The organism is Bradyrhizobium dasycarpum (genome assembly GCF_042019905.1).
Lineage (GTDB): Bacteria > Pseudomonadota > Alphaproteobacteria > Rhizobiales > Xanthobacteraceae > Bradyrhizobium > Bradyrhizobium japonicum_B.
In genome coordinates this window covers 4030143-4042210 of sequence record NZ_CP169574.1, presented here as the reverse complement: position 1 = coordinate 4042210, position 12068 = coordinate 4030143, and the positions used below count along the sequence as shown (strand labels likewise).

The following is a 12068-nucleotide window of genomic DNA, read 5'->3' as shown; positions in this document are numbered from 1 at the left end:
GCAGCCCAGCACGCAGTGTTGCGCTGCTGATCCGGGGCCCATGCATCCACTTCGCGATGCTCATGGGTCCCGGCCCTGCGGCGCGTCACTTCGTGCCGCACCGCGTCCGGGACACCGCATCTGTCATGATCACGCTTGGCCCGCGAGCACGCCCTCGCGCTTCTTCACCGCGCGATAATAGCTCCACCACAGATGCGCCGCCGCGCCGCGCAGAGGCCGCCAGGGCTCGGCGAGCGGCGCCATCTGCTTTTCCGTCGGCCGCGTCTTGAGGCCGAGGCCGATCCTGATGCCCTCCTGCACGGCGAGGTCGCCGGCCGGCCAGGCATCGCCGTGGCCGAGGCAGAACAGCAGGTAGACGTCGGCGGTCCAGGGGCCGATGCCGGGCAGCGCGATCAACGTGTGATGGGCGGCATCGGCATCTTCCTCCGCGAGCACGTCGAGGTTCAGCCGCTCGGCGGCGATTTCGCGCGCCAGATGCTTCAGCGTCTTGATCTTGGCAGCCGAGAGGCCGAGCCGCCCCAGCCGGTCGGCGCGGGCGCGGCGCACCGCGTCGTGGTCGAACGGATCGAAGGCCGCCGACAGCCGACCCCAGATCGCCGCGGCGCTCGCGGTCGAGAGCTGCTGTCCGCAGACGATGTGGGCAAGCCCCGCAAAGCCCGGCTCGCGCCGCCGCAGCGCCGGCATGCCCGCGATCTCGAGCACCGGCTTCAGCCGCGGATCGCGCTTGATCAGCGCATGGACGGCCTCTTCGAGATCGGATTGGGTTTCGAGGTGGAGGGTCATGGTGGTCGGCAATCTCTCTCCGGCGTCCTGCGCGGGCTTGACCCGGTACTGAATATCTTACTCCGTCATTGCGGGGCGAGGCGACGGGTCGCATGAAGCGCGACCCGGAACATCGAACCCGGAATCTCGAGATTCCGGGTTCGGTCCTTGACCGCCCCGGAATGACAGCCGTGCGGTTAAGCCCGGCCATGACGAGATCTATCAGATGGCACCACCCGTTTTCCGATTTGCCCCCAGCCCCAACGGCCACCTGCATCTCGGCCACGCTTTTTCCGCGCTGCTCAACTTCGAGCGCGCGCGGGAGACGGGCGGGCGGCTGCTGTTGCGGATCGAGGATATCGACGCGACGCGTTGTCGGCCGGAATATGAGGCGGCGATCTACGAGGATCTTGCCTGGCTGGGGATCGACTGGGAGACGCCGGTGCGCCGGCAGTCCGAGCATCTTGCCGATTATCGCGCCGCGCTGGAAAGGCTCTCCGCGCTCGGCCTGGTCTATCCCGCCTTCGAGAGCCGGGCAGAGATCGCAAAGCTCGTTGCTGTGCGCGAGGCCAACGGACCGTGGCCGCGCGATCCAGACGGCGCGCCGCTTTATCCTGGCGATGCCAGATTATTGTCGGCTGACGAGCGGTCGCATTTGATCGCATCAGGCGCGCCCTATGCACTTCGACTCGACATGCAGGCCGCCTGCCGCCGTGCCGCCCGTCTGAGCTGGAACGAGCTGGGCGAGGGGCCCGACGGCGAGCGCGGCACGGTCCCGGCGCGACCGCAGGCCTGGGGCGACGTGATCCTGGCCCGCAAGGAGATTCCGACCAGCTACCATCTGTCGGTCGTCGTCGACGACGCGCTTCAGGGCGTCAGCGAGATCGTGCGCGGCCAGGATCTGTTTCACGCAACGTCCGTCCATCGCCTGCTCCAGGTGCTGCTTGGCCTGGGCGAACCGGCCTACCGCCATCACCGGCTGATTTGCGACGGCGAGGGGCGGAAGCTGTCGAAATCGAGCCGCTCGACCGGTCTGCGCGCCTTGCGCGCGGCCGGCGTCACGCCTGCCGGCATCCGCCAGCTGGTGGGATTAGGTTAAGTTTCTCTGGGGGTTAGCGAAACGTCGCCGTGACCCGGGTGTTTCGCCGTGGCATGCTCGGCAACAGCCCGGCGGTCCGAAGGGGATACTTCGAAGGGGATTCATGGCGGCCAAGAAGCGCCCAGCGCGCACCACGAAGACGTCCAGGCGACCGCCTCGGAAGCGGTCCGGGGCGACTGGGCAGGTGCGCAAGCGCAGCACCAGGACGGTCGCGCCTGATGTGGTCCAGGCGGCGCTCGCCGCCTTTGCACATGAGGTTCGCACGCCCCTGACCGGCATCCTGGCTATCAGCGACCTGCTCGCGACTTCCGATCTCGGCGAACGGGAGCGGCGCTGGGCCGACACCATCAAGGCCGGTGCCGAGCATCTGGCGAGCCTTGCCACGCTGTTCGTGGATGCTGCCAGAAGCGGGAAGGGGGCCGTGAAGGGTGGCAGCACGCTGCGGCAGGACCTGTTCGATCTGCGCACGCTCGCCCGCAGCGCCGGCGATTCGCTTGCGGGGCGCGCCGCGGCCAAGGGTCTCCAGGCCCAGGTCGAGATCTCCGACAAGCTTCCCGGCCTCGTGGTCGGCGATCCCGTCCGCCTGCGCGCGGCACTCGAGAACCTGATCGACAATGCCGTCAAATTCACGGACCAGGGCGCCGTGGCGCTCGCGGTCGCTCCCACCTTGGGCAAACAGAAGGGCAAGGCCAAAGGCAAGGACAGGGTCGCCGTTGCTTTCGCGGTGTCCGACAGCGGCATCGGCCTCACCATGGGCGAGATCAAGCGGCTGTTCCGCCCGTTCACGCAGGCCAATGTCACCATCGCCTCACGCTTCGGCGGTGCTGGCCTTGGCCTATCCTCGGTCAAGCAATTGGCGCGGGCGATGGGCGGCGACATCACCGTCGCGCCGCGGCGCGGTGGCGGCGCCACCTTCACCCTGACGATATCGCTGGATGCCACCGGACCGGGCAATTCCAGCAAGGCGAAGGACGAAGCCGGGACAGATGCGGCCGCGGCGCTGCGCGTCCTCAGCGTCGAGGACAACCCGTTCGGCCGTGTCGTGCTCAACACCATCCTGACCGAGCTCGGCCATCATGCCGAGTTCATCGGGCGCGGCGAGGACGCCGTCGGCCGGCTGGCGCAAGGCGCGTTCGATGCGGTGCTGATGGACATGGTGCTGCCGGGCATCGACGGCGTCGAGGCCATCAGGCGCATCCGCACCATGGACGCGCCGTTGGCTCAGATCCCGATCATCGGGGTGTCCGGCCGCGGCGAGGACGAAGCGGCCTCGCGCGAAGCCGGCGCCGACGCCTTCCTGGTCAAGCCTGTGTCTCCGAGGGCTTTAGCGACTGCGCTGCTTGAAGCGACACGCCGTGAGGAAGCCGCGACTTGATGATCGCGGCGTTGAGCTCGCCGCCGTAAACGAAGATCGCGGCGATGAAGTACAGAAACACCAGCGCGATGATGACCGAGGCAAGCCCGGCATACATGGTCACGTAATTGTTGGCGAAGCGCGCCAGATATTGTCCGAACACGATGCTCGAGATCAGCGATGCCACGATGGTGAAGACGATGCCCGGCAGGATCTGGAGGAAACTGCGGCGCCCCGCCGGCAGCCAGGCGTGCAGGATGAGCAGCGCCACCACCAGCGCGCCGATGGAGATGCCGTAGCGCACCCAGGTAAGAATGCTTTCGTTGGATTCGACGAACAGGGGAATGTGGCGCCGCGCCGCCTCGATGATGAGCGGGCCGAGCACGATCAGGAACGCCATGGCAAGGGCAGTGAAGGCCGCGATGATCGTATAGGCAATCGATTCCAGCCGGAGCCAGTACCAGCTCCGCATCTCGACCACCGCATAGGCACGGTTGAGTGCGACCCGCAGCGCCTCGACACCGTTGGAGGCGAAATAGACCGACAGCGCCGCGCCGATGGTGAGCAGTCCGGTCCGGGTCGTCGTCAGCACGTCATGGACCTCGCCCGAGATCGAATCGGCGACCTGCTTGGGCCAGACCTGGAGCATCAGGCTTGCGGCCTGGTCGGCGAGCTCCTTGGAGCCGAAGAAGCCGGCCAGCGAGGTCAGCACGATCAGGAACGGGAACAGCGCCATCAGCGTCGACAGGGCGATGTGGCTTGCGATCGCCCAGCCGTCGTCGGCCAGGAACGTGTAGAACGCATCCTCCAGGACGCAGTAAATGTAGCGGACGGCTTTCACTGGATGCCCCGTACTGCTCCCGCACCCCGCAGGCGGGGAGAGGGGGAGACGGTCGATGCCGGATGCAAATCGGAAATCATACAGCCAGCTTCTGACATTATCGGCTTAAAAGCCAGATCGCGAAGCGCCGCGCCGTCATCCCGGGGTCGATACGCCGCGCCTCGCTCCGCGGTCTCCGCGCATCGCCCCGGGATGACGAAACTGAGGAGATGGCGGACCGGCGCGCACGGTGTTATCACCCCCGATGGCATCTCTCCTGACGACTTTCATCCTGCCGGCGGCGGCCGGCGCCGTGGCTCTGGTGCTGCTGCTCGGCCTCATCAACATGATGCGCGGCGGCTCGCCCAACACCTCGCAGAAACTGATGCGCTGGCGCGTGCTGCTTCAGTTCGTGGCGATCATCATCGCGATGCTCGCGGTCTGGGCGATGGGGCGCTGACATGGTCACGTTGAACCGCATCTACACCAAGACCGGCGACGACGGCACGACCGCGCTCGGAACCGGCGAGCGCCGTCCGAAATACGATCTGCGCATCGAAGCCTATGGCACCGTCGACGAGACCAACGCCGCGATCGGCGTGGTCAGGGTCCATACGCAAGACCTGCCCGAGCTCGACGCGATGCTCGGCCGCATCCAGAACGATCTGTTCGATCTCGGTGCCGATCTCGCGGTGCCCGAGCGTGAAGGCAAGGCGGAGCGCCTGCGGGTGGTGGCGAGCCAGGTCGAGCGGCTCGAGCGCGACATCGACGCGCTCAACGACAAGCTTGCCCCGCTCACCTCCTTCGTGCTTCCCGGCGGCACGCCGGCTGCGGCCCATCTCCATGTGGCGCGCACGATATGCCGCAGGGCGGAACGGGTCATCGTGGAACTGGCGGCCCGGCCCGGCGAGCCGGTCAGCGCAGCTGGCATCCAATATATGAATCGCCTCTCGGACTTCCTGTTCGTGGCCAGCCGGACCGCCAACGGCAATGGCGCCGGTGACGTGCTTTGGGTTCCCGGCCAGAACCGTTGACCATCGCGCCGTCCGCATTTCAGGAGGCCAAATTTAGGCCCGTTCGCGCGTTGACCGGGGCAGATCAGGCCTTTAGGTTCCGCGCCAGTTGATAACCCCCCTCCCAAATTGAGTGAAAGAGGATCGATGAAGGTCTTAGTGCCGGTAAAGCGGGTGGTCGATTACAACGTCAAGGTCCGCGTCAAGGGCGATGGATCGGGCGTTGAACTCGCCAACGTCAAGATGTCGATGAACCCGTTCGACGAAATCGCGGTCGAGGAAGCGCTGCGCCTGAAGGAAGCCGGCAAGGCGACCGAAGTCGTGGTGGTCTCCATCGGGCCGGCGCAGGCGTCGGAGACGATCCGCACGGGTCTTGCCATGGGCGCCGATCGCGGCATCCTGGTGAAAGCGGAAGGCGCAGTCGAGCCGCTCGCGGTCGCCAAGATCCTGAAGAAGGTCGCCGAAGAAGAGCAGCCGGGTCTCATCATCCTGGGCAAGCAGGCGATCGACGACGATTCCAACCAGACCGGCCAGATGCTGGCTGCGCTGCTCGGCTGGTCGCAGGCGACGTTCGCCTCCAAGCTCGAGGTGGAAGGGTCCGACTTCAAGGTGACCCGCGAAGTCGACGGCGGATTGCAGACCGTGCAGCTGAAGGGACCGGCGATCGTCACCACGGATCTGCGTCTCAACGAGCCGCGCTACGCCTCGCTGCCCAACATCATGAAGGCGAAGAAGAAGCCCATCGCAGATAAGACCGTCGCCGATTACGGCGTCGACATTGCCGCGCGTCTCGAGGTCCTCAAGACGACCGAGCCGGCGGGCCGCAAGGCTGGCGTCAAGGTCAAGGACGTCGCCGAGCTGGTGTCGAAACTCAAGAACGAAGCCGGGGTGCTCTGATGACGACGCTTCTGATTGCCGAACACGACAATGCGTCGCTCAAGGATGCGACCAACAAGGCCCTGACCGCGGCGGCCGCGCTCGGCGCGGATGTCGAGGTTCTCGTCGCCGGCCAGAACGCCAAGGCCGCGGCCGATGCCGCTGCCAGGCTCGCCGGCGTGAAGAAGGTGCGGCTCGCCGACGGCGACCTCTATGCGCACGATCTTGCCGAGCCGCTGGCCGCGCTGATCGTCTCGCTGGCGTCCGGCTATGACGCGATCGTCGCGCCCGCGACCTCGCGCTTCAAGAACGTGATGCCGCGCGTCGCCGCGCTGCTCGACGTCATGCAGGTCTCGGAGATCATCAAGGTGGTCGCGCCCGACACGTTCGAGCGCCCGATCTATGCCGGCAACGCCATCCAGACGGTGAAGTCGAAGGACGCCAAGAAGGTCATCACGGTGCGGACCTCGACCTTCGCTGCTGCGGGCGAGGGCGGCAGTGCGCCGGTCGAGGCCGTTCAGGCTGCGGCCGATCCCGGCCTGTCGACCTTCGTCGGCGAGGAGGTCGCCAAGAGCGACCGTCCCGAGCTGACCTCGGCCAAGATCATCGTCTCCGGCGGCCGCGCCATGCAGAGCCGCGAGAATTTTGCCAAGTACATCGAGCCGCTCGCTGACAAGCTCGGGGCCGGTGTCGGTGCTTCTCGCGCGGCGGTCGATGCCGGCTATGCGCCGAACGACTGGCAGGTCGGCCAGACCGGCAAGGTCGTGGCGCCCGAGCTCTATGTCGCCGTCGGCATTTCCGGCGCCATCCAGCATCTGGCCGGCATGAAGGACTCCAAGGTGATCGTTGCGATCAACAAGGACGAGGATGCGCCGATCTTCCAGGTTGCCGATTACGGCCTGGTCGCCGATCTCTACCAGGCGGTTCCGGAGCTGACGGCCGAACTCGGCAAGCTCGGCAAGTAAAGACGTCGAAAACACCGGCCGGAGGTATAAACTCCCGCCGGTGTTGCTTTTTTGAGCCGTTTTCTTGGCGTGGGGCACGCCTTCGGCGCGATCCAATCTAGGTTTCGAGCCAAGGTTCTGATTAAATCGGACCTCCCGGCTCAAGGGGTAGTGGCAAGGGCGCGCGCGTCGCGCGGTTCCGGTGGATGACAATATGGCGGCAGTGATCAAGAAGGTCGGCGTGATCGGCGCGGGTCAGATGGGCAACGGCATCGCGCATGTCGCGGCGCTCGCCGGCTTCGACGTGGTGCTCAACGACATCTCGGCCGACCGCCTCAAGTCGGGCATGGCCACCATCAACGGCAATCTGGCGCGCCAGGTCTCCAAGAAGGCGGTTTCCGAGGACGACAAGGCCAAGGCGATGGCGCGCATCACGCCGGCCGAAAAGCTCGACGACCTCGCCGATTGCGATCTCGTGATCGAGACCGCGGTCGAGAAGGAAGAGGTCAAGCGCAAGATCTTCCACGAGCTCTGCGCGGTGCTGAAGCCGGAGGCGATCGTCGCCTCTGATACGTCCTCGATCTCGATCACGCGGCTTGCCGCCGCCACAGACCGGCCCGAGCGCTTCATCGGCATTCACTTCATGAATCCGGTTCCGCTGATGGAGCTGGTGGAATTGATCCGCGGCATCGCCACCGACGATGCGACCTTCGAGGCGTCCAAGGAATTCGTCGCCAAGCTCGGCAAGCAGGTCGCGGTCTCCGAGGATTTTCCGGCCTTCATCGTCAACCGCATCCTGTTGCCGATGATCAACGAGGCGATCTACACGCTGTATGAAGGCGTCGGCAACGTCGAGGCAATCGATGCTGCGATGAAGCTCGGGGCGCACCATCCGATGGGCCCGCTCGAGCTCGCCGATTTCATCGGGCTCGATACCTGCCTCTCCATCATGCAGGTGCTGCACGAGGGCCTCGCCGACTCCAAATACCGCCCGTGCCCGCTGCTGGTGAAATACGTCGAGGCGGGCTGGCTCGGCCGCAAGACCCAGCGCGGCTTCTACGATTACCGCGGTGCCAAGCCGGTGCCGACGCGCTGACTGCGACAATTCATGTCCCATTAACCCCTCGCCCCTAGGTTACGACCGGTACGAGGGTTCGCGTAATGGATATGATGGCTATGGTCAGCAGCATGCTGGCCGCTCAGCAAGGCGCGCTGCAGTCGAATATCGCGGCGACGCTGACCAAGCAGAACGCGGATATGGAGAAATCCACCGTCCTGACGCTGCTTGGCGCCGGCCAGCCCTCGCTCGCCAATGTCGGCCCTGGCGTCGGCGGCAATCTCAACGTCACCGCCTGACACCAATTAGAGCGCTGCGGCGGCCTTGCCCGTCGCCGCCCGGATCAGCTTGAGCGCGTCCTCGCTGGCCCATTCCGCCGGCCCCGCGATCGTCGCGATCTCACAGCCCTGCGGATCGACCAGCACCGAGGTCGGCATGCCTAGGGCCCGGCCTATGCCCTTAAGATCCTGAAAAACCTTGGCTTTCTGATCGCTAAAATAGCTGAGCCTGACCAGGTTGGCCTCTTTCAGGAAGTTTTTCGGCTTCTCGGGGTCGCGGGTGTCGATATTGATCGCCACCACCTCGAAATTCGGGCCCGACAACTTGCCCTGCAGTTCGTCCAGCGCCGGCATTTCCTTCCGGCACGGCACGCACCAGGTCGCCCAGAGGTTCACCAGCAGCGTCTTGCCGCGGAAGTCTGACAGCTTCTTGGGCTTGCCATCGGCGTCCTCGAAAGCGAGGTCGGGCAGCTTCAGCGGCGCGCTCGCCATGGCCAGCGCCGCCACCTCGCCATGGGCGAGCGGGGCGATTTTCTGCGCCGTCGCCACCGCCGGCCGACAGGTCGGATCGCCTGCGGGCGACCGGCCGAGGCCCAGCCCGTACAGCGCGGCAAAGCCGGCCAGGCCGCCGATCGCCACGATGGCGATCACGAGGGGGACCCGGCGCGTGGCGGAGGGCTTCTGGTCGAGCATATCGTTTGTCATCCGGTCGCAGATATGGCTATCAGGGGCCTCTTAATACGGCTGGCTGCGGCCGGCAAACGTGCGGCAAATCGAGGCGTGAGCAGGGGATCATGAGCAACAAGATGTGGGGCGGCCGGTTCTCGGAACGTCCCGACGAGATCATGGAAGAGATCAACGTCTCCATCGACGTCGATCGTCACCTCTACGCCCAGGACATCGCCGCGTCCAAGGCCCACGCTGCGATGCTCGCCAGCCAAGGCATCATCACGGGTTCTGATGCGAAAAATATCGCCAGGGGTCTAGACACGATTTTGTCAGAGATCGGCAAGGGCGGCTTCGAGTTCAAGCGCGCGCTCGAGGACATCCATATGAATGTCGAGAGCCGCCTGTCCGAGCTGATCGGCCCCGCCGCCGGCCGCCTGCACACTGCGCGCTCGCGCAACGACCAGGTCGCGACCGACTTCCGTCTCTATGTCCGTGACATCGTCGACGAGACTGATGCGGCGCTCGCGGCGTTCCAGCAGGCGCTGGTCGAGCGTGCGCTGGAGCACGCCGCAACCGTGATGCCCGGCTTCACGCATCTGCAGACCGCACAGCCGGTGACCTTCGGCCATCATCTGCTCGCCTATGTCGAGATGGCTGCGCGCGATCGCGGCCGGTTCCAGGATGCGCGCAAGCGTCTCAACGAATCGCCGCTCGGCGCGGCTGCGCTCGCCGGCACCTCGTTCCCGATCGACCGCCACGCAACTGCGAAGGCGCTTCTGTTCGACCGTCCGATGGCGAATTCGCTCGATGCCGTCTCCGACCGCGACTTCGTGCTGGAGACGCTGTCGGCGGCCTCGATCTGCGCCGTGCACATGTCGCGCTTTGCCGAGGAGATCGTGATCTGGACCTCGCCGCTGGTCGGCCTTGTCAGGCTCAGCGACAAGTTCACCACGGGATCCTCGATCATGCCGCAGAAGCGCAATCCGGATGCCGCCGAGCTCGTGCGCGCCAAGACCGGCCGCGTCATCGGCGCGCTCAACGGCCTGCTGATCGTGATGAAGGGCCTGCCGCTCGCCTATCAAAAGGACATGCAGGAGGACAAGCAGGGCGCCATGGAGGGCTTTGCCGCGCTGTCGCTCGCGGTCCGCGCCATGACCGGCATGGTCCGCGACCTCGTTCCCGACGAAGCCAAGATGAAGGCCGCTGCCGGCGAGGGCTATGCCACCGCGACCGATCTCGCCGACTGGCTGGTGCGGACGCTGAAGATGCCCTTCCGCGAGGCCCATCACGTCACCGGTCGCATCGTCGCCAAGGCGGCCGAGGGCGGCGTGGCGCTGCACGAGCTGTCGCTGAGCGAGATGCAGGCCATCGAGCCTGAGATCACCAGAGACGTGTTCGGCGTGCTCTCGGTCGAATCGTCGGTGAAGAGCCGCACCAGCTTCGGCGGCACCGCGCCGAAGAACGTGGCGTCCCAGGCCAAGGCTTGGGCGAAGCGGCTGGAAAAAGAGCGAAAATCGGGCTGAGGATAAAATTTCGCTGATGTTTCATGGTCATCCGGCTCTCGCCAGAGCGCGCCAATCTCTGTATGGTGCGGCCGCGTAGTGGGGATTTCGTCGTGACGTCAAAGTTTCGCCCGGCCGGTTCGGGGTGGGCCATCATTGTCTTGAGCCTGACGGCGCTCGCGCTTGCCGGCTGCGGCCGCAAGGGACCGCTCGATCTGCCGCCGACCGCCAATGCCTCCACGGTCAACGGTGCCGCGCCGGTTGATACCGAGACCGAAGCCCAGAGGACGCCGAGCGTGTTCAACCCCACCTCCGGTGCGGATGCCGCGCCCGCGGCGGCCAAGGGCCGGAAGAAATCGTTTATTCTCGACCCGCTCCTGGACGAACCTCCCGGCAAGAAATGAGCCGGGACAACCGAGCCTAAGCCATGAACCATTTCGACTACCGCAACGGCGTGCTGCACGCCGAGGCGGTGAACCTGTCCGAGCTGGCAGCGACCGTCGGCACGCCGTTCTATTGCTATTCGACCGCGACGCTGGAGCGGCACTATCGCGTCTTCGCGGATGCCTTCGCCGGCGAGAAGGTACTGGTCTGCTACGCCATGAAGGCGAACTCGAACCAGTCGGTGCTGCGCACGTTGGCCAAGCTCGGAGCCGGCGCCGACGTGGTCTCGGGCGGTGAGTTGAAGCGCGCGCTGGCCGCCGGCATTCCCGCCAGCAAGATCGTGTTCTCCGGCGTTGGCAAGACCGAAACGGAGCTCCGCGCTGCGCTCGCCGCCGACATCCTCTGCCTCAACGTCGAATCCGAACCCGAGCTCGAGCTGCTGTCGCGGCTTGCGACCGAGATGGGCAAGACCGCGCGGATCTCGCTCCGCGTCAACCCCGATGTCGATGCCGGCACCCACGCCAAGATCTCCACCGGCAAGTCCGAGAACAAGTTCGGCATCCCGATCGTGCACGCCCGCGAGGTCTATGCCCGCGCCGCCAAGCTGCCGGGCATCGAGGTGACCGGCACCGACGTGCATATCGGCAGCCAGATCACCGACCTCTCCGGCATGGAGACCGCGTTCCGCATCCTCTCCGAGTTCGTGCAGACGCTGCGCGCCGACGGCCACGACATCTCACATGTCGATTTCGGCGGCGGCCTCGGCATTCCCTACGACATGAACCGCGAGGCGCCGCCGGAGCCGGCCGCCTATGCCGCCATGGTCAAGCGCGTCAGCCACAATCTCGGCTGCACGCTGATGTTCGAGCCGGGCCGCATGATCGTCGGCAATGCCGGCATCCTGGTCGCCAGGGTGATCTATGTGAAGCACGGCGACGGCAAGAATTTCGTCATCATCGACGCTGCGATGAACGACCTCATTCGCCCGACGCTGTACGAGGCGCATCACGACATCCTGCCGGTGAAGCAGCCCGCCAGAGGCGCCGCAACCATCATCGCCGACGTCGTCGGCCCGGTCTGCGAGACCGGCGACTATCTCGCGCTCGACCGCACGCTGCCGACGCCCGCGCCCGGCGATCTCCTCGCCATCATGACCGCAGGTGCCTATGGCGCGGTGCAGGCCGGCACCTACAATACCCGGCCGCTGGTGCCGGAGGTGCTGGTGAAGGACGATCAGTACGCCGTGGTGCGCCCGCGCATCGAGGTCGAGCAGCTCATTGCGATGGACAAGCCGGCGCCGTGGCTGTGAG

The 12068-nt window shown here is 65.9% G+C and carries 14 protein-coding genes; 11 read left to right on the top strand and 3 right to left on the bottom strand.

The features are described 5' to 3' along the window. Positions 1 to 129: 129 nt before the first annotated feature. Positions 130 to 783 carry a DNA-3-methyladenine glycosylase family protein gene (locus ACETMP_RS19490; RefSeq protein WP_375157453.1) on the bottom strand — a complete coding sequence of 218 codons (654 nt, stop codon included), beginning with the start codon at positions 781 to 783 and terminating at the stop codon, positions 130 to 132. A 205-nt stretch (positions 784 to 988) separates the two neighbouring features. On the opposite strand from ACETMP_RS19490, the gene gluQRS reads away from it, so the two are divergent. Together gluQRS and ACETMP_RS19480 are read left to right on the top strand one after the other, a co-directional pair. Further along, the gene (gene gluQRS, locus ACETMP_RS19485) at positions 989 to 1861 is read left to right on the top strand and encodes a tRNA glutamyl-Q(34) synthetase GluQRS (protein WP_375157452.1); all 873 of its coding nucleotides are present in this window, start codon (positions 989 to 991) and stop codon (positions 1859 to 1861) included. Between the two features lie 103 nt (positions 1862 to 1964). Beyond that, a complete protein-coding gene (locus ACETMP_RS19480) occupies positions 1965 to 3236 on the top strand; it encodes an ATP-binding protein (protein ID WP_375157451.1) in 1272 nt (423 codons plus the stop codon). On the opposite strand, the gene ACETMP_RS19475 is transcribed toward ACETMP_RS19480, so the two are convergent. After that, complete coding sequence (locus ACETMP_RS19475) at positions 3163 to 4056, bottom strand: YihY/virulence factor BrkB family protein (RefSeq protein WP_028134125.1); 894 nt, start codon at positions 4054 to 4056, stop codon at positions 3163 to 3165. The two genes, ACETMP_RS19480 and ACETMP_RS19475, sit on opposite strands and share 74 nt — an antisense overlap. Positions 4057 to 4300: 244 nt before the next feature. Between ACETMP_RS19475 and ACETMP_RS19470 the strand changes: the two genes are divergently transcribed. The 6 genes from ACETMP_RS19470 to ACETMP_RS19445 all read left to right on the top strand — a co-directional run bounded on the left by ACETMP_RS19470 (position 4301) and on the right by ACETMP_RS19445 (position 8224). Then, complete coding sequence (locus ACETMP_RS19470) at positions 4301 to 4495, top strand: twin transmembrane helix small protein (protein ID WP_028134126.1); 195 nt, start codon at positions 4301 to 4303, stop codon at positions 4493 to 4495. Between the two features lies 1 nt (position 4496). Next, positions 4497 to 5069 carry a cob(I)yrinic acid a,c-diamide adenosyltransferase gene (locus ACETMP_RS19465; RefSeq protein ID WP_375157450.1) on the top strand — a complete coding sequence of 191 codons (573 nt, stop codon included), beginning with the start codon at positions 4497 to 4499 and terminating at the stop codon, positions 5067 to 5069. Positions 5070 to 5195: 126 nt separating this feature from the next. Beyond that, positions 5196 to 5945 (top strand): electron transfer flavoprotein subunit beta/FixA family protein, encoded by a 750-nt coding sequence (locus ACETMP_RS19460; protein ID WP_375157449.1) that lies wholly within the window; start codon positions 5196 to 5198, stop codon positions 5943 to 5945. Continuing rightward, positions 5945 to 6889 carry an electron transfer flavoprotein subunit alpha/FixB family protein gene (locus tag ACETMP_RS19455; protein ID WP_375157448.1) on the top strand — a complete coding sequence of 315 codons (945 nt, stop codon included), beginning with the start codon at positions 5945 to 5947 and terminating at the stop codon, positions 6887 to 6889. Before ACETMP_RS19460 ends, ACETMP_RS19455 begins: the two co-directional genes overlap by 1 nt. A 193-nt stretch (positions 6890 to 7082) precedes the next feature. Beyond that, complete coding sequence (locus tag ACETMP_RS19450) at positions 7083 to 7964, top strand: 3-hydroxybutyryl-CoA dehydrogenase (protein ID WP_028134130.1); 882 nt, start codon at positions 7083 to 7085, stop codon at positions 7962 to 7964. A 65-nt stretch (positions 7965 to 8029) separates the two neighbouring features. Beyond that, positions 8030 to 8224: a hypothetical protein gene (locus ACETMP_RS19445; RefSeq protein ID WP_025033571.1), complete on the top strand. Its 195-nt coding sequence runs from the start codon at positions 8030 to 8032 to the stop codon at positions 8222 to 8224. A gap of 6 nt (positions 8225 to 8230) precedes the next feature. Here the strand turns inward: ACETMP_RS19445 and ACETMP_RS19440 are convergent, their stop codons facing one another. Further along, complete coding sequence (locus ACETMP_RS19440; protein WP_375157447.1) at positions 8231 to 8896, bottom strand: TlpA disulfide reductase family protein; 666 nt, start codon at positions 8894 to 8896, stop codon at positions 8231 to 8233. Positions 8897 to 8997: 101 nt separating this feature from the next. Between ACETMP_RS19440 and argH the strand changes: the two genes are divergently transcribed. From argH to lysA, 3 genes are all read left to right on the top strand, one after another. Then, a complete protein-coding gene (gene argH, locus ACETMP_RS19435) occupies positions 8998 to 10395 on the top strand; it encodes an argininosuccinate lyase (RefSeq protein ID WP_375157446.1) in 1398 nt (465 codons plus the stop codon). Positions 10396 to 10487: 92 nt separating this feature from the next. Next, positions 10488 to 10778, top strand: a complete 291-nt coding sequence (locus ACETMP_RS19430) for a lipoprotein (protein ID WP_375161937.1) — start codon at positions 10488 to 10490, stop codon at positions 10776 to 10778. Between the two features lie 23 nt (positions 10779 to 10801). Further along, on the top strand, positions 10802 to 12067 hold the full coding sequence (lysA, locus tag ACETMP_RS19425) for a diaminopimelate decarboxylase (RefSeq protein WP_257197762.1): 1266 nt from the start codon (positions 10802 to 10804) through the stop codon (positions 12065 to 12067). The last annotated feature ends 1 nt before the right edge of the window (position 12068 follow it).

What these genes read in the sequence shown, in the direction of transcription:
- ACETMP_RS19440 (WP_375157447.1), bottom strand. Translation starts at nt 8,896, where the DNA reads ATGCTCGACCAGAAGCCCTCCGCCACGCGCCGGGTCCCCCTCGTGATC.
- argH (WP_375157446.1), top strand. Translation starts at nt 8,998, where the DNA reads ATGAGCAACAAGATGTGGGGCGGCCGGTTCTCGGAACGTCCCGACGAG.
- ACETMP_RS19470 (WP_028134126.1), top strand. Translation starts at nt 4,301, where the DNA reads ATGGCATCTCTCCTGACGACTTTCATCCTGCCGGCGGCGGCCGGCGCC.
- ACETMP_RS19445 (WP_025033571.1), top strand. Translation starts at nt 8,030, where the DNA reads ATGGATATGATGGCTATGGTCAGCAGCATGCTGGCCGCTCAGCAAGGC.
- ACETMP_RS19450 (WP_028134130.1), top strand. Translation starts at nt 7,083, where the DNA reads ATGGCGGCAGTGATCAAGAAGGTCGGCGTGATCGGCGCGGGTCAGATG.
- ACETMP_RS19455 (WP_375157448.1), top strand. Translation starts at nt 5,945, where the DNA reads ATGACGACGCTTCTGATTGCCGAACACGACAATGCGTCGCTCAAGGAT.
- ACETMP_RS19460 (WP_375157449.1), top strand. Translation starts at nt 5,196, where the DNA reads ATGAAGGTCTTAGTGCCGGTAAAGCGGGTGGTCGATTACAACGTCAAG.
- ACETMP_RS19465 (WP_375157450.1), top strand. Translation starts at nt 4,497, where the DNA reads ATGGTCACGTTGAACCGCATCTACACCAAGACCGGCGACGACGGCACG.
- gluQRS (WP_375157452.1), top strand. Translation starts at nt 989, where the DNA reads ATGGCACCACCCGTTTTCCGATTTGCCCCCAGCCCCAACGGCCACCTG.
- ACETMP_RS19480 (WP_375157451.1), top strand. Translation starts at nt 1,965, where the DNA reads ATGGCGGCCAAGAAGCGCCCAGCGCGCACCACGAAGACGTCCAGGCGA.
- lysA (WP_257197762.1), top strand. Translation starts at nt 10,802, where the DNA reads ATGAACCATTTCGACTACCGCAACGGCGTGCTGCACGCCGAGGCGGTG.
- ACETMP_RS19490 (WP_375157453.1), bottom strand. Translation starts at nt 783, where the DNA reads ATGACCCTCCACCTCGAAACCCAATCCGATCTCGAAGAGGCCGTCCAT.